Annotated in this window: 16 protein-coding genes; 3 read left to right on the forward strand and 13 right to left on the reverse strand. The window is 54.8% G+C overall.

Annotated elements, in window-relative coordinates; all coding sequences use genetic code 11:
- Nucleotides 1–183: 183 nt before the first annotated feature.
- The 11 genes from H6G53_RS07585 to H6G53_RS07635 form a co-directional block, all read right to left on the reverse strand.
- Nucleotides 184–501 (reverse strand): NIL domain-containing protein, encoded by a 318-nt coding sequence (locus H6G53_RS07585; protein WP_190531801.1) that lies wholly within the window; start codon nt 499–501, stop codon nt 184–186.
- Between the two features lie 94 nt (nt 502–595).
- Entirely contained in the window at nt 596–1,654 is a 1,059-nt protein-coding gene (locus tag H6G53_RS07590; protein WP_190531856.1) for a sulfate ABC transporter substrate-binding protein, read from the reverse strand.
- A 302-nt stretch (nt 1,655–1,956) separates the two neighbouring features.
- Nucleotides 1,957–4,533, reverse strand: a complete 2,577-nt coding sequence (locus H6G53_RS07595; protein ID WP_190531803.1) for a M48 family metalloprotease — start codon at nt 4,531–4,533, stop codon at nt 1,957–1,959.
- A 76-nt stretch (nt 4,534–4,609) separates the two neighbouring features.
- Nucleotides 4,610–4,948, reverse strand: coding sequence for an MGMT family protein (locus tag H6G53_RS07600; RefSeq protein WP_190531805.1), 339 nt, complete (start codon nt 4,946–4,948; stop codon nt 4,610–4,612).
- Nucleotides 4,949–5,070: 122 nt separating this feature from the next.
- Complete coding sequence (locus tag H6G53_RS07605) at nt 5,071–7,722, reverse strand: replicative DNA helicase (RefSeq protein WP_190531807.1); 2,652 nt, start codon at nt 7,720–7,722, stop codon at nt 5,071–5,073.
- A gap of 279 nt (nt 7,723–8,001) precedes the next feature.
- Nucleotides 8,002–8,460, reverse strand: coding sequence for a 50S ribosomal protein L9 (gene rplI / locus H6G53_RS07610; RefSeq protein ID WP_099533812.1), 459 nt, complete (start codon nt 8,458–8,460; stop codon nt 8,002–8,004).
- A gap of 234 nt (nt 8,461–8,694) precedes the next feature.
- Nucleotides 8,695–8,940 carry a hypothetical protein gene (locus H6G53_RS07615; protein WP_190531809.1) on the reverse strand — a complete coding sequence of 82 codons (246 nt, stop codon included), beginning with the start codon at nt 8,938–8,940 and terminating at the stop codon, nt 8,695–8,697.
- Nucleotides 8,941–10,272: 1,332 nt separating this feature from the next.
- Entirely contained in the window at nt 10,273–10,842 is a 570-nt protein-coding gene (locus tag H6G53_RS07620) for a hypothetical protein (RefSeq protein WP_099533807.1), read from the reverse strand.
- Between the two features lie 402 nt (nt 10,843–11,244).
- Entirely contained in the window at nt 11,245–11,625 is a 381-nt protein-coding gene (locus tag H6G53_RS07625) for a hypothetical protein (protein ID WP_234406971.1), read from the reverse strand.
- Between the two features lie 328 nt (nt 11,626–11,953).
- Entirely contained in the window at nt 11,954–12,577 is a 624-nt protein-coding gene (locus tag H6G53_RS07630) for a hypothetical protein (RefSeq protein ID WP_190527715.1), read from the reverse strand.
- Nucleotides 12,578–12,836: 259 nt separating this feature from the next.
- On the reverse strand, nt 12,837–14,699 hold the full coding sequence (locus tag H6G53_RS07635; RefSeq protein ID WP_347278284.1) for a penicillin-binding protein 1A: 1,863 nt from the start codon (nt 14,697–14,699) through the stop codon (nt 12,837–12,839).
- A 228-nt stretch (nt 14,700–14,927) separates the two neighbouring features.
- Here H6G53_RS07635 and H6G53_RS07640 point away from each other — a divergent pair, with 228 nt between their 5' ends.
- Nucleotides 14,928–15,296, forward strand: coding sequence for an EamA family transporter (locus H6G53_RS07640; protein WP_099533921.1), 369 nt, complete (start codon nt 14,928–14,930; stop codon nt 15,294–15,296).
- On the opposite strand, the gene H6G53_RS07645 is transcribed toward H6G53_RS07640, so the two are convergent.
- Together H6G53_RS07645 and H6G53_RS07650 are read right to left on the reverse strand one after the other, a co-directional pair.
- Nucleotides 15,293–16,987: a hypothetical protein gene (locus tag H6G53_RS07645; protein WP_190531812.1), complete on the reverse strand. Its 1,695-nt coding sequence runs from the start codon at nt 16,985–16,987 to the stop codon at nt 15,293–15,295. The genes H6G53_RS07640 and H6G53_RS07645 overlap by 4 nt on opposite strands.
- Before the next feature lie 1,658 nt (nt 16,988–18,645).
- Nucleotides 18,646–19,143 carry a DUF427 domain-containing protein gene (locus H6G53_RS07650; RefSeq protein WP_190531814.1) on the reverse strand — a complete coding sequence of 166 codons (498 nt, stop codon included), beginning with the start codon at nt 19,141–19,143 and terminating at the stop codon, nt 18,646–18,648.
- A 257-nt stretch (nt 19,144–19,400) separates the two neighbouring features.
- On the opposite strand from H6G53_RS07650, the gene H6G53_RS07655 reads away from it, so the two are divergent.
- Both H6G53_RS07655 and H6G53_RS07660 read left to right on the forward strand, forming a co-directional pair.
- Nucleotides 19,401–20,870 (forward strand): TldD/PmbA family protein, encoded by a 1,470-nt coding sequence (locus H6G53_RS07655; protein WP_190531816.1) that lies wholly within the window; start codon nt 19,401–19,403, stop codon nt 20,868–20,870.
- Between the two features lie 3 nt (nt 20,871–20,873).
- The gene (locus tag H6G53_RS07660; protein ID WP_347343117.1) at nt 20,874–22,211 is read left to right on the forward strand and encodes a TldD/PmbA family protein; all 1,338 of its coding nucleotides are present in this window, start codon (nt 20,874–20,876) and stop codon (nt 22,209–22,211) included.
- Nucleotides 22,212–22,222: the final 11 nt, after the last annotated feature.

Raw genomic sequence — 22,222 nt, forward strand, 5'->3', positions numbered from 1 at the left:
AGACTCTGGCGCGATCGTATGATCAGCACGAAATCTTGATCCAGTGGGCTAGCCGCTGGACCTTGTCGATCGCCCCCCAAGAACCGATTACTTGGTTTGGATCTCGTCGAACAGAATGATGGAAGGGCGATCGAGTGGGTTCAGAACGCCATCAAAGCGGGGTGGTATGGTTCAGCTCAGAACTCAAATTCCGTCCGGATCACCATCATCACGCCACACTTCCAGATCCAAATCGTTGAAATATAGCAAGGCGCTTTGAATTTGAGCGTTGGAGCCGCTGAGTTCTAGATCAAACCAACCATCGCTCTCTTGGTCAGATCCCAGCAGGGCTGCCAGCACATTCACCGTCAGCCCAAACCGGGAAATGATGGTGGAAATGACGGGATCAGGGCGATAGTTACTGGGCACACGGATGCGCACCCGGACTTGTGATCGATGCCCCGATTCTGAGTCGATCGGGGAATTCGTGACCGGAGAATTGGTGTGGATGGGGTCAGTCATCGGATTGCCTCCCGTCCAAAATCGGGATTGTGAGAATGGTGCGGGGCGATCGCGCTGGAGCCGTTGAGATCCGTGGGCGATCGCCCCCCAAAACCTATTGCTTGGTTTGGATCTTGTCGAAAATAGCTCCATCGGCAAAGAACTGCTTTTGGATGGCATCCCAACCGCCCAGTTCCTTAACCGTGAAGAGTTTGGTCACCTTGCCAAAGCGATCGCTAAACTGCGCTTCAATGGCCGGGTCGATCGGGCGGAACCCTGCTTCCGCAAAGGCTTTTTGGGCTTCGGGGGTGTAAAGGAACTTCACGAAGGCTTCTGCTACCTCCCGAGTCCCCCGTTTGTCCACCACCTGATCCACCACGGCCACGGGGCTGTCGATCGAAATATTCGTCGCCGGAACCACGTAATCGACCTTTTGGCCCTTGGCTTGGGCCAAAAGCAGTTCGTTTTCGTAGTTAATCAGCACATCGCCTTGGTTTTGCTTCAAAAACACGTCCGTGGCTTCTCGCGCATCCCGGGGCAAAATCGGCACATTGGCATACACCGACTTCACGAAGGATTCCGCCTTCTCCGGCGTGCCGCCCGTTTGGGTCACCGCGCCCCATAGCACCAGGAAGTTCCAGCGAGCCCCGCCCGAGGTTTTGGGGTTGGCGGTAATCACCTTCAAACCTGGTTTGGCCAAGTCGGGCCAATCTTTCACGCCCTTGGGGTTGCCCGGCCGAGTCACCAGCGCGGCCACGGACTTGTGAACAATCGCGTCGTTCGGCGCTTCCTGTTGCCAACCGGGTTCAATTAACTTGGCCTTTTCAATTTTTTCCACATCCTGACCCAATGCCAGGGCCACCACATCCGCTTCCAAACCATCGATTACGGCACGGGTTTGGGAGCCAGAACCGCCATAGCTTTGGTTAATTTTGACCGTTTGGCCCCGTTCTTTTTGCCACTTTTCGACAAAGAGCGGAATGATTTTTTCATAGGCCGATCGGGTCACGGCATAGGACACCAAGGTAATTTCGATCGGTTCGTTATTGGCAGCCGATGCGTTGGCCGCTGGTGTGCCCGTCGCGGGCGAGCTACCGGCAGCCGGGGAGCCGTTGGCGTTGGGATTGTTGGAGCCAGTGCAGGCGGAAATCATCCCACTCGCGAGCAAACCCATGCCCAAGCAGGCAAGCAGGCGGCGGCGGCTGGGGCGATTTAAGCGAAAAGGCACAGTCACGATGCAAAACTCCTTGCAATTAACCCTGTTTAAGCGTGGGTCGCAGGGTGGGGTAAAAAAATCGGGGGTGGGGTGATTGTACGCCCCGAATTGAATTTCCAGTAAATCAGTCGGTTTACCGGAGATTAAATCGCCTCTGAGAATAACCCATGTTGATCCAAAAGTCCAGATACCCGATCGAGTTACCGGTGTTTTGATTGCAAGGGGCTTGGTCAGGGCAGCCACACCAGTAAAACTCGCCCCTAAAACCAGCGATAGCGCATCAGAATACTGAAACCGATGGCCACGGCGATCGCCCCCAGGAGCACCGATCGCAAGGGATGGGCATCGGGTGAAACCAGGCTGGTGGTGCTGGTGAGCCGACCCTGCACAAGATTCAGGCTTTCCACGTCAATCCAAGGAATGCCGCCCCGCCGCAGCCAACCGGTGACCATCACGGGGCTGCCGATCGGGAGTTCTTGGCGACTTTGACGGATCAGGGTTCCCAGCCAACCCCAACGGCTGGCCAGGTGCAAGGGCAAGAGGCCGCTGGGGGTTTGTAGCCACAGATCTTGCCATAGTCCATTGGCCCAGCCCGATCGCCCCAGGAGTCGTCCTGATACTTTCACCATCACCGCATCGATCGGGAGAGCGTTGGGTTCGGCCAAGGCGCTGGCCAAGGGCGGCCCATCCGCATTATTAAAGATCAGGGGTAAGCGGCCGCGAATTTCTGGAAAGAAGGCATTCAGCCGCAGGAAAATCCCCAGTCCACAGCCCATCCAGGCCAGGCCCCACAGCAGGGAGCGATCGGCCCACATCCAGCCGATCGGGTGGTTCAACAGCCGCCCCAATCCCCCAATCACCCACAGCAGCAGCGCCACCCCCACGCCGGCCACCATGCCCACCCAAGGCCCGGACTGTAGCCACAGGGTTTGAGGGGTGGTGGGTCGCAGGGGGCGAGCCCGGGGCAAGGGTGGCAGATAACGTTGTTGTTGGTCTTGGGCCGCTCGATCGCTGGCTTCAAATTCCGGTTCCAATCGCCAGCGCACTGCCAATTCCGCCAGGGTGGCCATTCGCTGGCCCGTGAGCGGATGGGTGTGATTGAGCTGGAGCCAAGTGCGATAGGGATTGCGTCGGCCCCAGGCCCACAGGGGTTCGGGGGGCGCGATCGGGTGGAAGCTGCCTTCAATGGCGGCGCAGGTGGGGCTGAAGGGCAACAACAGTTCGATCGCCACCAACCAAGGGGATAGGGCCCGGTTCGCGATCGCCTGTTCCGCCACTGCCGCACCGCACTTAACCAGGGCCCGCGCCAGGGCATTGGGATCCCCTGTTTCGGCGGCCCCGAGCCGATCGGCTTCGGCCTGGCGCGATCGACTCCAACCAAACAGGGCCCAACGCTCCACCCGATACAGCCCATAGGCCAGGGCCGACAAACCCACCGCCCCCAGCTTGGCGGGCCAAAGCTGCCAGGTTTCCGCCAATTGCGCCGCCCATTGATGCAAACCATAGGGCAGCAGCAACACCACCGTGGCCCAACTAGCGATCGCACTGTCGCCGCGATCAATCTGGCTATATTGAGCGGCCACCAAAGTTGCCAGTTCCCCATCACTCAGACCATCGATCGCCCCTTGACTAATGGCTAGGCGAGCTTGGGCCGGCAACCAACCGTAGACCACCACCACCGGCAGATCCGTGGTTAGCAACCGGAGATAGGGAACCGGGCGATTGCGCGATCGCACCAGTCGCTGCAACAGGCGCGCCGTTTCCGGCCGCTGGGCAGACAGTTCTGAGAACTTGCGCGTTTGGCTGCCCCAACGGTGCATCACCTCATCCAACAGCCAGGGCAACCCCAAAAACAGCAGCCCCAAGGCGATCCAAGCCGAAACCGAGGGATCATCGGTGATGTAGGGCGTGGCCTCTCCCCAAATCGGCAACCAAGGCAACAAAACCGACAGCCAATCCAGCAGTTTGTTATAGGTGGCGGTTCCCAACAGGACAGACTGTTGCACGATCGAGGCCAAAAGCACGATCGCGATCGCCTGGCTCACCAACCGCTGTCCCCAAGGCCTTGGGGTCAAAGCCGTTCGGCGATCGGCTCGCCCCCCGTTGCGCCATTGAACGCTGTAGGGTTCGGGGGTTTGGGCATCCGTCGCCGCCGGAGGTTGCGTTTCCGGTGCAGTCGTCTCTACCGTTGTCACCACCGCCATCACGGCCGGCGGGCGATCGGGATTGGAAGACAAGGACGGGGAACCGGCTACGGCACTTGGGGGAAGATCCGATTTCGATGGGGATGTTGGTGCGGTTTCGGGGGCGATCGCCGGATTCGTCCCCGGGTCAGCGCTCGCAGATCCCGATGAGGAGGCCAAAGCAGAAGACCCCGAGGCTGGAGACCCCAAAGCTGGCGATCCGGGATGAGGATTCAACGCCACCCGCACCACCTGGGTTCGCTTCCCGATCGCCTGGGGATCCGTTAGGGGCACAAATCCCGCATTTCCCGCTTCCAGGGGCACAAATCCCGGATCCTCGGCGGCTTTGGGTTTTGGGGTGAGCGGCGGTGGGGGCGGCGGCTTCAGTTGCGATCGCGCTTGGGTTGCCCATTGGCGCACCTGGGGGTTGGGATGGTTCAGCAGCAATTCACAAAGGGCGATCGCCTTGGTCCATTGCCCCACAGCTCGATAAGCCCCCACCAGGGCCGCCTGGGCCCGAGCCTGCTCTGCCCCCGTCAAGGTGGTGCTGGCCGTTTCCAATGGGGCGATCGCCGCCGCCGGTTGCCCCTGCTTCAGGGCCGCCAAACCCGCTTGGAGCTGCGATCGCGCCCCCTCTGCCCCCAACTCCGCCATAGTTTCAACCCAAAACTAGCCAACCCAAGACGCAGAATTCGACGGTTGCTCAACCGTTCAACTTCCGAATCCAAATCTAAAGGCTAGTGTGCCCATCAGGCTCCCCCGGCCGCCACCGATAGACCCGCAAATTGACCCGATCGGCTGCATCAAACTGCACCCCCTCCCGTTCCAGCAACGCCCGCTGCAAATAATCATTGCCCTGCCGAAACGGTGAGTAGGAAATTTCCCCCCGCGCATTCACGACCCGTTGCCAAGGAATGTCTCGATCGTCCCCCGCCACCCGTGCCAGGGCATAGCCCACTAACCGCGCCTTGCCCGCCAAGTTGGCCAGCTCGGCCACTTGCCCATAGGTTGCCACCTTGCCTGGGGGAATTTGCTGAACCACCGCATAAATTTGGGCATAAACCGTCATTGAATTGCCATTGCTCCTCAACCGCCCGATCGCTATTCAAGCCGATACTCAAGCCAAGATCAAAGCCAAAATCTAAAATCAGACTTTCAATAATATTCGCTAAGATTTCAGCCAGGTTTCACCTAGGGCTGAAAGCGGCCACCACCGCCGCCAGCCATATTTTTAAATTGCGTAAACTGCGAATCAAACAATAGACGAACTGTGCCCGTTGGGCCGTTACGGTGCTTGGTCAGCAACACTTCTGCAATTCCCCGATCGGGAGTATCTGGGTTATAATATTCTTCTCTATAAAGCATTAAGATTAAGTCCGCATCTTGCTCAATACTGTTATGAACAATGATGTTATTTGCCACGAAATTGTGATGCTCTGGGACTGTTAAATCAAAAACCTCTTCTTCTCCATCTGGCTCGATCGAAACCACTTCATCCCAATAGACATCGCTATTAGCCAGATTTTTTAAGCTGCTCGAATCCAGAACTTCTGCAATTCTATTCAAACGTTCACGACTGAGATTCTGTTGATAAAGTGCCGTTCCACAATATCGAGTACCCAAAGCATTTTGGAATTGTCGCTGAGTCATTCCAAACTCAGAAATTATTGCCAAGATCTGGTTTGACCAAACTCTAGACGGAATGACATCTCGATTGGTATTCGCAGAATGTGAATCAAGGTATTCACAAACCGACTGTAGAGCAGTTTGTTTTCTAATGCCATAGGCTCCAACTTGTTGAACAAAGCGGCAAAGATCTTCATGACCTGTAACAACCACATGATATTGATCTCGCCCTTTACCCTTCTGAGAAATTTTCTTGAGCCTTGCATTGATGCCTAGTCTAAGCAGAAGTGTTTGTACGCCTTCTGCCAAGTGCCAACTGCTGGAAGAATAATAAGCAAGGGGGCGTAGATTTTTCCCACGCAGGAGATGAATCGAGCCGTCGGTAGCCCATAGGTGTTTCAGAAATTTGGCAATGGTCAAATCATCCTGACGAAACATCAGCTCTGGGATGTATTTTTCCCATGACCGCAATCCAAAAATTCCAAACTGATCTAGCCACTCTGCTACTGGATTCCGAACACCATGCGTTAAAGGAGTGGCAGATGATAAATAGACTTGATACCAGTTTCGCTCAGGTTTAATGCGTGCTTGGATATCGTCGCCAAACACTTGAACCGCCAGTTTTTGAACAGCGGTTGCCAAATCTAAATCCACTGTTGTGTACTGAATCGCGTGGCGCGGAAGAGTACAACCATCACCAATGAGATGACCCATCAGGGCAACTTCTGGCTGTGTGATAGTCGTAGTTTGATTCGGGGCAAGCTGGCGCGGCAGAGCAATTCTCATGCGCTGTTGCAAGCAATCGAGCCGCAGCCAGCCATCTAAAGTTAGAAATTGGTGGTTAGCTGTTGCACGAATTTGACGACCCAGACGAGTGGTTAAACGGAAGACCGGTTTAATTCCTGTTGAAAAAGCATGGCTAACTCGCTTAGACTCTAGTTTCCAGGTAATTGGATTTAAAGCCAGTACAGAGAAGTTTTTTCGTCCAACAAGTTGACGAATGGGTACTCGCTGGCCGCTATCAGCCATGAGCACCAAAGTATCGCCGGTTAAGCAACCTGACTCGCGCAGATCCGACATCATTGGTCGCTTATTTGTTCGTGATTCTACGCTACGACTGAGCTGAGATAGGGCCAAGATTGGCACATTTAATTCCCGAGCCAGGGCCTTGAGCGATCGGGTAATTTTTGACAACTCCTGTACCCGGTTATCACCGCCTCCTTCCATCAATTGCAGGTAATCAATCACAATTAGTCCCAATGCGCCGCCGCGTTCCGCTTGCAGGCGACGGGCTTTTGATCGCATTTCTGTAATTGAAATATCCGCTGTGTCGTCAATATAAAGCTTCAGATTAGAAAGACCTTGAATGGCCGACCCAATTCGCCCCCATTCGTTTTCGCTAATCCGTCCCGATCGCAGGCGATTGCTTTCAATTTGCGCTTCGCTGGAGAGCATCCGATACATCAGTTGCTCTTTCGACATTTCTAGACTAAAAATGGCGATCGGGAGGTTATGAATTGCAGCCACATTGCGAGCCGCATTCATCACAAAACTGGTTTTGCCCATTGAGGGCCGACCCGCCACAATGATCAAATCCGATCGCTGGAATCCCTGAGTCATCGCATCTAGATCATAGAAGCCGCTGCTCAGTCCCGGCATCTGAGATTCCAGGGCCCGACTTTCCAGCTCAAAGAATGCTTCCGAGAGAATCACCTCCGCAGAAGTCAAATCGTTTTTGGCTTTGGATTGGGTGATATTAAACAGGCGCTGCTCTGCGCGATCGAGCAATTTTGCCAACTCTTCCCTATTGTCAAATGCCAACTGCGCAATATCACCGCCCACGGAAATTAGCTGTCGCCGCACATATTTATCGGCAATCAAAAGGGCATAGCGATCAATATTGACTGCGCTAACGGTGCGATCGAGCAGTTGCGATATTTTTTGTGAGCCGCCTACTTTTTCTAAGAGATCTCGATCCTTCAACCAAGTGGTCACCGATAGCAAATCCGTAGGATTGCCTCGGGCGTGCAATTCACGCATGGCTTCAAAAATGGTGCGGTGGGCACTTAAATAAAACGCCTCCGGTGTCAGAATTTCAGCAACGCGGTTCATCGCTTCCGGATCTAGCAAAATGCCGCCGAGGATCGACTCTTCCGCGTCAATATTTTGCGGCGGCAGTCGATCGCTCACGGTCGAAAAATCAAGCGACTCACTCATATTGCAAACAAGTTTGATCGATGGGTTCGCGATCGCAAAAATAAAGAAAATAGGGAATCTAATAGGAAATTCAGGGCCATGCGCATTCTGATCGGCACTATGCCACAGAAATGGGGGCTGGAACTAGCCAGACCCCCATGGGCGTGAGTTGCTCGGAATCCCGCTGGGGATCTGAGCGATGGATAGGATATTCAGGACAGGCATGATGGAGAGCGGGCCACCAGCGATCGACCATGAGCGATCGCCTAGCTGATGTGCCCAGACATCCCGGCGGCAATCCTACTCGGCAATCACTTCGATCGTCGCCGTTGCCACCACTTCCGGGTGCAACTTCAGCGACACCGTGTACTTGCCCAGCTTGTTAATTTCGGGCAAGGTCATATCGCGGTGATCCAAATCGATCCCGGCGTATTCCTTCACCTTGTCAGCCACTTCGCGGGTGGTCACAGTTCCAAAGATCGCATCGCCTTCGCCCACCGACTTGGCAATCCGCAGCGTGCCCACGGTAGACAGAGCCGTTTTGTTGGCTTCTGCGCGTTGTTTTTCTTCAATCTTGCGTTGGCGCTCGGCCTCGCGGCGGCGCTCCACTTGCTTCAAAATTCCAGGGGTTACGTTAACGGCTGCCCCCTGAGGCAGCAGGTAGTTGCGGGCATAACCGGGAGCCACTTCTACCAAATCGCCGGTCTTACCCAGCTTGCTAACGTCTTTGCTCAGAACTACTTGAACTCGCTTAGCCATGGTTGAGGATATCGTGTGTTGGGCTGTTGATGGGCGGGTCGCTGGGTAAGCACTCGGGCACTGCGCAATTACGGTGTAGGAGCGATGTCACGCGCACCGATCGCGCCCCACTCAACAAACTTTTAGACATTGCCAGACAAAAGGCAATTTCCAATATTAACAGCTATGTCGAGCTTGGCAGCAGTCTGAGGACGAAGATTCATCAGCGAAGCCTGGCGGAAATTGTCTAAATCCTTAGCGTGTGCCCGATCCCTGGCTGCGGCTGGGGCCGCCGGAGTCTGGAGGGGTGGGCGCTGGCTGTTGGGCGGCCGCTCGCAGTAACCAACTCTGCTCGGGAGAACCGGCCAGGGCAAAGCGCTGGCCCCGACCCAGCCAAGACCAGGGTTCCACCACCGCCAACAGCCCCCAAGCCAAAATCACCATTCCTTTGATCAGGGGTTGCGATCGATCCAGGATCGCAGCGGATCGACTTTCGCCCATAACCAATCTTGCTGATTCCCCTTCCGATCGGTGCATGAGTCGTTGGGGGCGAACCACTGTCCTTCGATCGCAACAGTCCAACATCACAAACCTCCCTAGTGCTTCAAAAACACAAATTAAAGGGCGAAGCTTAACAAGCAATCAAACCGAAACTGAATGGTTAATGGTGATTTTTGAATAGCAATGATTCATTTCAGGCATTCATTTCAGTCATTTATTTCAGTTATTCATTGTTGCAATTCATTAAAATCATGAATTGCAAATCATCAATCGCAAATGATTGATCACAAGCGGCTGATTACAACGGTTAACAGCATGGTTCACAGGCTGATCACAGTTGGTCACGGTTGGTCAGAACCGCTACCACCCCAAAAAATTGATGACCTAGCAGGGGATGCTCCCGATCGTGATGTTGGTTTCCAAACAATCCATCAAATTACGAAACAATAAACAAACATCATGATCAGAGTGATCTTGACTGATCTTTGACGGTCTCAGCATGATGATGAAAACTAAGTTCATGGAACCTAATTGGCACAAACTCAGTCGGTGGTCATCAAACTCAGGCTTTCAAAGGTTGCAATCAAGAGTCGTAACCCAAAATTGCAGCTTCAAGTTACAACTTGTAATCGCGACTCAGAATCTTGACCCCGAATCTCAACTCAAGATTGCAACTCAAGATTGCGGCTTAAAATCGCAACTTTAGGGCTGCTTCTACGGTTCCGTGGGCAAGCTTTGGAGCTTCGGTTTTAGCACTGATTTTACGCATTGACCATAGCCCTCTAGTAGTACCGTAGAACGGATATGGGTAACTCATCAGATCTCTTGAGAATTCTGAAGAAAATCTTAATATCCACCATCATAGCCACTACTAGTCTGGTGAATTTCCTGTGCCTCGACCGCTAATTCACCTCAGCACAAAATGCCTGAAACCTTTACCAAAGCTGGGTTTCCAGGATCATCAGGTGGGCTTTCTTATATCTGATAAATTGCTCAATTAAACCCACAATCATTCCCGACTACGGCCCCATCGGGCCGAGCCGCAACCGTCGTCCAAGCTCCGTGCTCCTATTCCGTACCCCCGTTCCGTGCCCCTGTTGCGCCTAAGTTTCCCATTCCCAATCAGGGCTAATCATCGAAGAAAAATCCGGTTCATTAGCCCTGAGCGGGATTGGTTAAACTTTTTGAGCAATCCATGACATGGAATTAAAGAAAATACCAAATTTTGGCGAAAATTCGTAAAAATTCAGGGACGATCGCCTGTGGAAATCCTGCAAGTGATTAATGGTTGGCGATCGGCGCTTTTTGCTGCGGCTAGGCTGCTTGTTGCGGCTATTGATTTAACCACTCCATGAGTTCGGCGGGGCTGAGTCCCAAATCTTTGGCCAGGCGATCGGTGTCGCTGCTGCCGCCAGCATCGCGGATTTCGGCCAGTTCTTGCGCCGATCGCCCCACAATTCGGGCAATGTTTTTGAGCTGCCCGTCATTAATCGGCCGCCCTTCGTAAATATCCTTCAGCTCGGGAGGCGAAAGACGATAGGAATCGCAAAATTGCACAAACTCCTGGCTCCCCATGCCCAGGGCGGCTTGGCGATCGCGCAGCAGGTAGGCAATGGCACGGGGGCCGCTGGTGGGGCGAATGGTGGTTTCCAAGTACCGCAACATCAGTTGGCCCACCTGTTGGGAGTTGCCGCCCATTTTGGCCACCATGTCGGAGCAAAGGCGCTTGAAAGCTAAGCGCAACACGGTGTTGGTCGCTTCTAGTTTCTTTTCGCGATCGAACAGCTCAGACAACTGGTTAGCAAATTCACTGGTGCACCATCCCACCTCTTCGCCGTTGATGGTGAGGCTGGAATACCAACGCTGGGGGCCAAATTGCACCTTGGGGCTGTCTGTCGCCACGATCGTCTCCTTATGCAAACGCAGGTATATGCAGGGCCTGAAAATCCTGAAAACACTGAGCGGGTTGGGTCGATCGGGGTTCGGGGCGTTGGCGACGCAGAATTCTGAATTCGCAGCTTGCCTTGGCCTTGGTCGATGCAACCCTCTCCATCATCATCATCCATGATCAGCTCTGACCATTGAGAGATCATCCCCGGCCCTTCAGCATCATGGATGATCAAAACCAGGGACGATCAGACGATTAAATGATTTTCTAACGATTTTATGGACGATTGAATGCTGATTGGATGATTTGTTAATGATTATGGGGATTTCAGGCGAAACTAGCCGCGCCCGCCACCGAAAGCCCCAACCACGAGCGGCGGCCGAAACGCCCAAAACCGCTTTTTCGATGTTTTGCAATTAACTCTCGGGCAAATTGGGTCGATCGAGGGGCCGACAAAAGGTTTCGACTCCTTGATGGCTGACCCACAGAACCACGGGCAACAGCAACACGGCCGGACAGGGGGGCTGATCATCCAAATAGCCCAGGGTGGCTGCGATCGCCCCTTGGGCTAGGGATTGGCGAACCGGTTCTTGCACACAGAGCCGGGCGCGACATCGCTTGGCCAAGCCTTCCAACCAACCATCACTGCGATCGGGCTGTTGACCGGCCCGAATGGCCAGGGCGATCGCCGCATCTTCGAGATCGCCTTCGCAATCTTCAATCTCTGCCAGGGCCTCCAAAGCAGTGGGATATTCTGCTAACTCAACCCGCAGTTGGGCGATCCTGTCCGTTGACACTACCAAACGATTTTCGTTGCTCATAAAATCCGCAATTCGTCCGCAATCGATCGGCCTGCCTCAGTCCAGCACCCGCGAGCTAGAGACTGGCGACCCCTTCTAGCAACCAACATCAACAGAAATATCAAACAGAAAAATCAACCAGAGGAAATATCAAACCGATCATCAACTCATCAACAAAAACGTTAGCCAAGCCCATGTACTCAACCATTGACTCAGCCCATGTACTCAACCATTGACCCAGCCGATGGACTAAACCAACTCAGTGATTTGGTTCGTCTAGTCCGCCGGTCAAGGCCAATGGTCAAGCCCATGGGCCGCTGTCCATTTAGTACAAATACACTTCGCCCTGTTCGGTCACGTTCACGTAGTTCACATCGTGATCAATGTTGTCGGTGGCGGTTAACACCAGCTCCAGATCGCCTTGGGGGGTCACGGTGGGGCGAGCCAACAGAAAACCCCGATCGGCCCGATATAACACCAGATTGCTCGGGGTGGGCAACATCTCCAAAACGCTGGTGGCGCGATCGGGAGAGTCTAGCTGACCGGTCAACAGGCGATCGCCCGTTACGCCAATCACCTCAAAGGCCACCTTGGCATTGGTGAAATTCACTAACCGCACAGTCACCTTGCCACCCTTGAGGGCCAAGCGCGAGGCGGGCAATGGAAAACGAGCTGGCAAGGGCAGCCGGTTTGCTTCGGCGCGCGTGTTGGGGCTGTTGGGCACGGCGCGGGCCGGTGCGGGGGTGGGGGTTTGGGGACGGGCTGGCGGGCTGGCGGGCTGTTGGCCAGCGGCACAGGGACAAGCGCACTGGCATTGGCCAGCGGCCGGTGGCCGAGGCGGGGCTGTTTCCGCCGTCACGGACTGACTTAAACCCAAAACACCGCCATACAGAAGGGCCACCGCCCCGATCGCTCCCATGCCCGATCGCCCCAGAAAACGCCGTACCATCGCTTTACTCCTCAAAAATCGAAAAAAATCGAATACCCACCACAAGGTTGTCTCAATGCAGCATCAAGCGGCATCTGAATTCAATCAAACTCAAACCAGAATCAAACTCAAATCTCAACGAGGCCGATGAGGACCCTTGGGCCCATCCTCTCGCCAAGGCGGAATCAGGGTTTTGAAGACCCGATCGAAGATCGTTAAATCGAAGATCGTTAATTAGCCCTCAAGATCCTAATCCTAGAGATCCTGAATCCGAGAGATCCTAGGGCTTTTGGAACTCCCAAGGCTTCCGAAAATCTTCCGCCGGCACGCCTTGCAGCGCCTTCAGCATAAACTCCCGCCAGATGGGAGCCACATAGCTGCCCCCCGTGGCCCCATAGCCGATCGGGCGGTAATTGTCATTCCCCGCCCAAACCGCCACCGACAGTTGCGGCACATAGCCCACAAACCAAATATCCCGCTCTGAGTCCGTTGTGCCCGTTTTGCCCGCCGCTGGCCGGCCAATATTGGCCGTCTTAGCCGTGCCGTTGGTAATCACCCCCCGCAGCGTATCCGTGAGGGTTGCCGTCGCCCAAGGATCCAGCACCAGTTGCGGCCGGGGCGTGTTGTCTAAGAGCACTTTCCCGCTGCTGTCGGTCACCTGCACAATAAACGTGGTGTCCGAATGCCAGCCATTATTGGCAAACGTGGCATAGGCTCCCGCCATTTCCAACGGGGTCACGTCCTCCGACCCCAACGGCAAGGACAGCACCGGCTCCAGCGGGCTTTGGAAACCCAACAGCCGACAGGTTTCAATCACCTTGTTCAGCCCCACCTCCTGGCCCAGGCGCACCACGGGAATATTCAACGAAATTTCCAAGGCCCGCCGAATCGAAACCGAGCCGGAAAAGCCGCCCCCGTAGTTTTTGGGTCGATACATCACGCCCCCATCGTTGTAGCTGACGGGTGTGTCATTCACGGCGGAGTTGGGCGTGTAACGGCCGGTGGCAAAGGCCGCGTAATACACAAAAGGTTTGAAGGCAGATCCCGGCTGGCGCATGGCCTGAATGGCCCGGTTGAACTGGCTCTTGCGATAGTCCACGCCGCCCACCATGGCCTTCACGAAGTGGGTGCGCGGATCCACCGCCACCAGGGCCACTTGATCCGCTCGCAACCCGCGCGATCGCATCCGGGCGTGGGCAGCGCTGACGGTGGCCTCAGCCATGGTCTGAAAATCAAAGTCCACGGTAGTTTGGATCCGCATCCCCCCCTTGAACAGATCTTCGCGCCGGAAGCGTTTCTTCAGCTCTTGGGTCACCGCCTCGGTCACGTAGGGCAGCTTACTGGACTGGAAGGAAGTGCTTTTACCTAAATTCAGCGGTTGATTGCGGGCGGCCAACTCCTCGGCGGGCGTGATCCAACCCAAGTCCAGCATTCGCCCCAGTACGATCGCCTGGCGTTGCTTCGCTCGCTCGAAGTTCAGAAACGGACTGTAATCTTCGGGAGCTTGGATCAGGCCCGCCAGCATGGCGCTCTCGGCCAGGTTCAAATCGGCGGCCGCCTTGCCAAAGTAGCTGCGGGAGGCGGTTTCAATGCCGTAGTTATTGTGGCCCCAATAGACTTGATTGAGATATAGCTCTAGAATTTCGTCCTTTTTCAGGATTTGTTCCAAGCGCAGCGACAAAACCGCCTCGGCCACCTTTCGGCTAATTCGGCGCTGGGGTGACAGAAACAAGTTTTTGACCAACTGCATGGTCAGGGTGGAGCCACCTTCAGAGGTGCGCCCTCGCTCCAGGTTGGTGACCAGGGCCCGCATGATGCTGCCGGGGTTGATGCCAGGGTGCTGATAGAAGCTGCTGTCTTCGATCGCGATGACGGCTCGCTTGAGGTGGGGCGAGATTTGATTTAGGGGGACCACGACCCGGTTGGCTTCGTCGTGCAAGCTGGCCAGCACACGCCCTTTGATGTCGTAGATATAGCTGGTTTCGCTGGGAGTGTAGGTTTGCAGAATCCGCACGTCCGGTAGGTTGCGGAAGCTAACGGCCAAGCCCACCAAGGCTCCGGCCACGGCGGCGCTGCCCAGCATGGTGACGGTCAACAGGGTGCCGCCGGTAATTTGCCCCGCTCCAACGACCAAACGCCACAGGCCCGGGCTGGGAGGCTCGATCGGGGGAGATGGGGCGGGTGTTGATCGGGGCAAGGGGCGAACTCCCGATCGGGGACGACGGGGAGAAGGCTTGTGTGAAACGTTGGAAGACACAGGCGAAAGCAGGCTCCTAACCGATCGCGATCGATGGAATTGCACCGTATCCTAGCATTTGAATTTGTGGGTCAAGTTTAAGATCTCAGCCCTGCGGGGCCAGGAGCGCGATCGGTGACGATTCAGGAATTGGGTTTGCTGTTGGGGTCAATTGTGGCCAGCGTGGTGGGGCAATTTTTGCTAAAAGCGGGGGCCCTGCGCTTGGGCAAAGTGACCGGCGACAACTGGCTCAGTCACTTGCTGTCCATGGTCACCACCTGGGAACTGGTGGCAGGGCTGACGGCCTACGGCCTCGGGGCGATCGCCTATATCCTGCTGTTGACCCGGGTTAAGCTCAGCATTGCCGCCCCTTCCGTTTCCCTGATCTACGTGTTCACGGTGCTGATTGGGGTGGTGGCTTTTGGGGAATCCCTCCCGATCGCTCGGCTCGTCGGCGTTGGACTGATTATGACCGGGGTGGTTTTGGTGGCCTCTCAGTCCTAGGGAACAGCTTGAGCCTTTTGGGTTTTGGATCCTGGGGTCTCGACGGCTCCCCGACCCGGCCACCAAAACTGATTGGGCAAGCGATAGGCCCGCGCCTGATTGGTATCAAAGGCCCAAGCACTCAACTCCGTTGGCTCCGCTGGCAATTCCTCCGGCGTGAAAGCCGCTTGCCAACCCGAAACCCGAAAATCAGCCCCAAGCTTGCGGGCCACATCTGGCCGCGATTCCGTTACCCAAGCGAGGGCGATCGGGCGATCGACCTGGGTTTTGGGATCCCGCGCCGCCAGAATCACCACATCAGCCGATCGCCCCGATCGCTGCAAAATCGCCCACCCCTTCGCCACCCAATGGGGCGATTCAGGATGACTCAAGGGGCGTTGTCGATCCTTTAACACCACCTTCGATTCCCAAGTCCAGCTATCCCACTGTCCTTCAGCCGCACCCGCCAAATCCCGAGAGCCAAACGCTGCCAAATTGGGTGTTTCGATCAGGGGAGGATTAATCACCCCCAAATCATTCAGCGGTCGCAAATATTGCCTCAACAATTGCAGATCCGGGTGAATCTGCTGCAAACCAAATGAATCATAAACAACGGGAAATAAAGTGATACAGGCTTTACCCAACCGTAATTGTCGATTCAAGATTTGCATTCCTCCCAAACCCGCGCGGTAGCTGTTAGATTCCAAAATTAGCCACACCCCCAATAGAAAAGCAGCTCCCCAAGAGAACCAGCGCCAAAGTTGGTTGATTTTTAGGCCGTTGAAACCAGCTCTAGAACTCGTTCTGGAAGCGATTGTTGAATCGGCTTCAGCAGCAATCCCTTGCGCAGGTCTCAGAGCATATAAATTGCTTCGACCCAGGCTAGTGACAATCAGTCCAGTAATAGCAACCCACAAATAATTAGAAACCGTAATATAGCGCGGAGAAAACGCCTGCTCAATCCCAAAGCCCACTCGCCCCAATGACGTAATGGTTCCACTCAGAAGGCTATAGCTGCCCAAAGACAGCCAAGGGATCATGGCCATCAAAGTACTGTGGAAATTTGGGCGATCGCCTGATTTCTGAAATTGTTGCCAAGCACTCCAAGCGTAAACAGCCACACCCCCCACAAAAGCGATCAGCGCAAAGGCTCCCAAGACCTGAGCCAATTGCTGATCAGAAAAGCTCAAGGGCGCACCCAGAAAACCCAAAAAATATTGCACGAGCTTGAATGGATCTTCTAAGCCCGACAACAAACTTGGTGAATCAGGTGGTTTCACATAGCCATGAAAATAAAAAATCAACGTCCCAGAAAAGCAGGCCAGCCAACCCAAAAGAAAAGCCCATGCCTTGCGATTAGGTTGTTGCCAAATTCTAAAACCGATCGGGATTAGGGAAATTAACCAAAAGGTCATGCCATTGGCAAATGTGAAGGTGGCAAACCAAGCCAAACTCACCATGGTCAGGAAAATTTGCCATTGGGGTTGATCTCCCCGCATCAACAGCAACATGCCCACCAAGCAAGCAGGTGTCACAAACATGATGTATTGCAGACCCCACAGCAGATTTTCATACTGCAATGGACTACAAAGAATTGTGGCAGTTACGGCGGCGGCAACAGCAACTAGACTCGGTTCGTTAGGAATTGAAAATCTGAGCAGGCGATGAATACCCAACAGAATGAGTAATAGAAGCGTGATCGTTAGGCCCACTTCGTAAGCAGCGTTCCAGTGAGTTAATTCTGCTAACCCAACAAGTATTAGGCGTGGGAAAAATTTGCGACTTTCATTGTGTTGAGCAAACAAACTTTCAAGCGTTATGTTCCCATGCTTCCAAGCATGAAAATAAACTCCGATCATCCAACCATCAAAAAAGGGAATATTAACGACATATTTGGCTAGCCAATGCAGCAGCAGTGCAACGGGTACACCAGCCATTCCATAAATCAAGAGGTTGGCTGAAGAAATTCCCATGAAGTGGGCTTGATTGACCCGGTTTTGCAAAATCGAAAAATATTGAAGGCGTTTTTTGAGAGCAATTAACCAAGAATTTAGGGTGGTCAACATTGATTCTTGAGCTGAGTTACTGAGTCTCAGAGTTGTCTAATTTTTAGAGAAGGTTTGAACAGTGTCAGATATGAATTTTTGAACCATAGGCACAACAAAGCCAGGGATCTACATCCCTTGTCTGAGTTAGTTACTTGCGCAATTACGGGCTTAGGATTAGCCGTTTAGACATTTCCTAAGTCCGTGAGTTCCCGTCACTGTAGCGCGAGTTCTGTCCCTTCACCGATCGCAACTCGAAAAAAAAACGCCACCGAGTCAAACTCGATGGCGATTTGCTTCCCTGGGTCAAGCCATGGATCCCGAAAAAGCGGGTGAATGTGCCTAAAATTTCACTCCGATTTTCTGGGTCTTAATGGCTTTGAATGCAATCAGAACGCTGACTGAGCCATGATCTAGTAGGAACTGAGACCCCTTGAATGGAGCACCCGATCGCCCTGTTATGCACCCTGACGGTCAACAATTGAGGGTCGATCAAGGTCGATCGCGGGGCCAGTTCCTCAGATGGCAGACAAAGTGAGATGCGGTAGATGCACGATGCACCCCGATTGAGAGGCAGAATCAGAGCTTGCGATCGCCTGAGTGATCGATCGCAATTAATGGAGGAGTCGGGCCTGCATTCACGGTTCGATCGGGCAGGCCAACTCCAGGCAGATACAGCTTGGCAGATGCAGAAGAAGGGAATGAACCCGAACTTTGGCGGAGACTGTGTAGATGCAAAAGTCGCCTGAGCGAACCTGATGAGTGGGAGAGCCTTGGCGACCATCGTGCTCAACGGCTCATTTGCGGAGGCTGGTTGAGGACGCAGAACCTTATGAACCCAAGATTTTGAACTCAAGAACTGGCCGGCTAAACCGCAATTCCGCAAGGGCGTTGCTGACGATGACCCCACACTTCAACTCAAAACGCCCACCCCTTTTGGGGAATGGCAACGGCGTTGAGGCAATTGACCCTAAACCCTCATTCAGCAACTTCCCAAGGAATTTGCAAGAAGTTTGAGTTAGTGTTTTGCCTTGGGTTTGAGTATAGCAACTTTTTTCCGAGAATTTACGGAGATTACTCAATTTTTTTGAGAAGCCCCGGCAAAGCCTGCTGCTTTTCTCCGTACAGATTCTGGGGGCGATCGCACAGTCTAAGGCGCAAAAATTGTTACCGGTCAATCTTTTCGGGCTTTTAGCTGTGCGATTCAGCATTCATCACTCATTTCTTGGCGAACGATGCATGTATTAAAAATTACTTCAAAAACCGTTACAAATTTCACACCCCATGAACGGGATGAGCGGGATGATCTGCCCGCCCTGGCATCCTTACCATCCCCAAGTGCCGGGCGATCCTTTGAAGGGGCCAACAATCTCAGAGGTGATCCAGCCGCCATAAAAATCACCGGGCTGGGCCTGCACCTGCTCGCCATCCACATAACAGGCATCCACATAGCTGGGGTAAATCGCCACGTAGTTTTGGATCTCGGCAAAGGCGGGAGTCGGCGCGGGATAGAACCAAGCAGCGGCCTCGGCCCGGCGATCGCCCACTTGAATGCTGTAGTACCGGGCGGCCCCTTTCCACTCGCAAAAGGTCGATCGGGCAATTAGCTCAAAATATTCCTGCCGCAAATCCTCTGGGGGAATGTAATAAACCGGCGGGTGGCTGGTTTCCAAAACCCGTTTCGCTTGGTGGGTTTCGGCAATCACCACACCATTGAACTCCACCCGAATTTGCTTACCCGAGTCTTCCAAGCGCGGCGGCCGGGGATAGTCCCACACGGATTCTTGGCCAGGGCCGGGAACCATTCGATCGGGATGTGCCATCACTCAAAACCCCAGTTGAATCGTTTTGTTGAATTTTGCCGCTGAATCCTTTGAAAGTCACTGGGAATGGCCTGAGTGCAACCACCCCCAGCCCAAACACTGCTACGACATCGCTTTGCTAGACTGAGAACCGGGGCTTAACGTTTCTTAAAACCCAAGCCCACAGCAGAAAATTTTCATCGGTTTCCTGGGGCCACCCCCCTTGATCACCCCCTAATTCTGTTTGCTGCCCTTCGCACCGTTTGAGGAATCATTACATGGCTCCAACTTTGCTGCTGTCTCGGGATGTGCCCGAGTTGCGTTACCTGCCCACGGTCGATCGCTTCGATGAAAGCTGGCGATCGCCCCTTTCGACCTTGCTGGGTTGGGGGCGCGCCGCCGGAGCCGATTTTGTGGAATTTTTCCTGGAGCGCAGCAACTACATCAACTGCCTGGCCGAAGACGATGCCATCACCAGCATTGCCCCCCGACTGGCCACCGGCGCGGGGGTGCGCGTGTTTCGCGGCCATGCCGACTGCTACGTCAGCACCAATGATCTGACCTTTGCCGGGTTGCGATCGGCCTTGGAAAAAGCCCTGGCCATCCTGGGGTTGAGCCTGCCGGGCCCCAATGCCTACATCCCCGAAGTAAACCTGGAACCCCTACGGGACTACGTGGCCACCAAGGGCAAGGATGCTTGGTTGGGCCAATGCAGCTCCATGAAGGAAATGGGCGAGGTGCTGTTGGCGGCCAACGATGCGCTGGCCAAGCAAGGCAGCCATGTGCAATCGCGGCGATCGAGCTATTTTCGCGACTGGCAAGAAGTGTTGGTGGCCGCCAGCGATGGCGTGTTTGCCCATGACATTCGCCTGACCCAATCGGTGGGGTCAAGCTTGCTCTGTGCCGATGGGGCCAATCGATCGTCCATTGGTCAGCGGGCCGGCGATGCCAGCAATCCCCAATTCCTGCGAGATTGGGACTACGAAACCTTCACCAGTGGCATTGCTGAATCGGCGGGCAAAATGCTCTACGCCGACTATGTGGAGTCGGGTAACTATCCCGTGGTCATGGCCAATGCCTTTGGCGGCGTGATTTTCCACGAAGCCTGCGGCCACCTGCTGGAAACCACCCAGGTGGAACGCAAAACCACGCCATTTTGGGACAAGAAAGGCGAAAAAATCGCCCATGAGAATTTGACCGCTTGGGATGAAGGCTTGAGTGACAACGCCTTTGGAACCTTGGATATGGACGATGAAGGAATGCCAGTGCAGCGCACCTTGCTGATTGAAAACGGCATTCTGAAAAACTTCATTTCCGATCGCGCGGGCTTTGTGAAAACCGGCCATCCCCGCACCGGCAGCGGCCGCCGTCAGGGCTACACCTTCGCCGCCGCCTCGCGGATGCGGAATACCTATATTGCACCGGGCGAATTCTCGATCGATCAGTTGTTTGGCTCGATCGATCGCGGCATTTATTGCAAGCGGATGGGCGGCGGCAGTGTCGGCCCCACCGGTCAATTTAACTTCGGCGTAGATGAAGCTTACCTGATTGAAAATGGCCAGCTCACCAAACCGCTGAAGGGCGCAACCTTGATTGGGGAAGCCGTAGAAATCATGCAGAAAATTTCCATGTCTTCCAATGATTTGGCCCTGTCGCCGGGGTTCTGTGGATCGGTCAGTGGCAGTGTCTATGTCACCGTGGGTCAACCCCACATCAAAGTGGATGCAATTACCGTGGGAGGTCGCTAAGTCGTGGCAATTTCAATTGAACAATTGGCAACGGATGCCCGCGATTTGGCAACCAATTTGGGCATCAAACAATTTGATTTGTACGGATCATCAGTGGATGAAACCAGCGTCAAAGTGCGCGATGGCGAGCCGGAACAGGTGAAAGCCTCCCAGCGATCGGGCGTGACCGTGCGGGTTTGGAACCAAGACGGGCGCGTGGGCATCACCTCCACCACCGACATCGATCGGGCCGGGCTGGCACTGGCCCTGCGCACCGCCAGCGAGGCCAGCGCCTTTGGAGCCACAGACAATGTGCCGGACTTCAGCCCCGAAGCCACCCAGCCGATTGATGGCAACACCAGCGACATGGCCCCGCCCGCCCCGATCAACACCCTGATCACGGCCCTGGCCGATGCCGAAAAACGGCTGCTGGATGCCCACCCGGCGATCACCTCCGTGCCCTACAACGGCCTCTCCCAAAGCGACACGGAACGGTTTTATCTGAACAGCGAAGGGGCCCTGCGGCACGAGGCCCGCTCGATCGCCTCCATGTACCTCTACGCCAAAACCGAGCAGGAAGGGCGCAAACCCCGCAGCGGCGGCGCATTCCGCATGGCCCGCAGCTTCGATCGCCTCGACCTAGAAGGCTGCCTGCAAGAGAGCACCGAAAAAACCCTCAGCCACCTGAACTACGACAAAATTCAGTCGGGCAAATATCCGGTGGTCTTTTCGCCCGAAGCCTTCCTCAGCTTGCTGGGAGCCTTTTCCAATCTGTTCAACGCCCAGAGCATTTTGGATAAGCAAAGCCTCTCGACCCCGGATTCGCTGGGGCAAACCCTGGCCGCGTCGATCCTGTCGCTGGCGGACGACGAACACCACCCCGGCAACATTGGCGCAAGCTGGTTTGACGGCGAAGGCACCCCCACCCGCCGCATCCCGCTGATCACCGATGGGCAACTGACCAACTTCCTGCACAGTGCCGGAACCGCCAAACGCCTGGGCGCACAACCCACGGGCCACGCCAACATGGGCGCAAAAGTGACGGTCAGCCCCGGCTACTGGCACGTGTTCTCGAACCAACCGGGCGACCTGCGCTTGGCCGATGCCGAGCAGGTGATCTTGGTGGACGACGTGACCGCGCTGCACGCGGGGGTGAATGCCCTGGAGGGATCGTTCTCGCTGCCCTTTGATGGCTGGCTGGTGAAACGGGGCGATCGGGTCAGCATCGAGTCCGCCACGATCGCGGGCGACATCCACGACCTGCTGAAGTCGATCGTTTGCGTGGAACCGGAAGCCGAAGTGCTCCCCGGCGGCACTTGCCCCCGAATTTGGGTGGCGGAACTGTCGATTACGGGCGACTAGCAATACGAGAG

Source organism: Limnothrix sp. FACHB-406 (assembly GCF_014698235.1).
Classification (GTDB): Bacteria; Cyanobacteriota; Cyanobacteriia; order CACIAM-69d; family CACIAM-69d; genus CACIAM-69d.

What these genes read in the sequence shown, in the direction of transcription:
- H6G53_RS07650 (WP_190531814.1), bottom strand. Translation starts at nt 19,143, where the DNA reads ATGGCACATCCCGATCGAATGGTTCCCGGCCCTGGCCAAGAATCCGTG.
- rplI (WP_099533812.1), bottom strand. Translation starts at nt 8,460, where the DNA reads ATGGCTAAGCGAGTTCAAGTAGTTCTGAGCAAAGACGTTAGCAAGCTG.
- H6G53_RS07600 (WP_190531805.1), bottom strand. Translation starts at nt 4,948, where the DNA reads ATGACGGTTTATGCCCAAATTTATGCGGTGGTTCAGCAAATTCCCCCA.
- H6G53_RS07595 (WP_190531803.1), bottom strand. Translation starts at nt 4,533, where the DNA reads ATGGCGGAGTTGGGGGCAGAGGGGGCGCGATCGCAGCTCCAAGCGGGT.
- H6G53_RS07585 (WP_190531801.1), bottom strand. Translation starts at nt 501, where the DNA reads ATGACTGACCCCATCCACACCAATTCTCCGGTCACGAATTCCCCGATC.
- H6G53_RS07605 (WP_190531807.1), bottom strand. Translation starts at nt 7,722, where the DNA reads ATGAGTGAGTCGCTTGATTTTTCGACCGTGAGCGATCGACTGCCGCCG.
- H6G53_RS07630 (WP_190527715.1), bottom strand. Translation starts at nt 12,577, where the DNA reads ATGGTACGGCGTTTTCTGGGGCGATCGGGCATGGGAGCGATCGGGGCG.
- H6G53_RS07655 (WP_190531816.1), top strand. Translation starts at nt 19,401, where the DNA reads ATGGCTCCAACTTTGCTGCTGTCTCGGGATGTGCCCGAGTTGCGTTAC.
- H6G53_RS07590 (WP_190531856.1), bottom strand. Translation starts at nt 1,654, where the DNA reads ATGGGTTTGCTCGCGAGTGGGATGATTTCCGCCTGCACTGGCTCCAAC.
- H6G53_RS07615 (WP_190531809.1), bottom strand. Translation starts at nt 8,940, where the DNA reads ATGGGCGAAAGTCGATCCGCTGCGATCCTGGATCGATCGCAACCCCTG.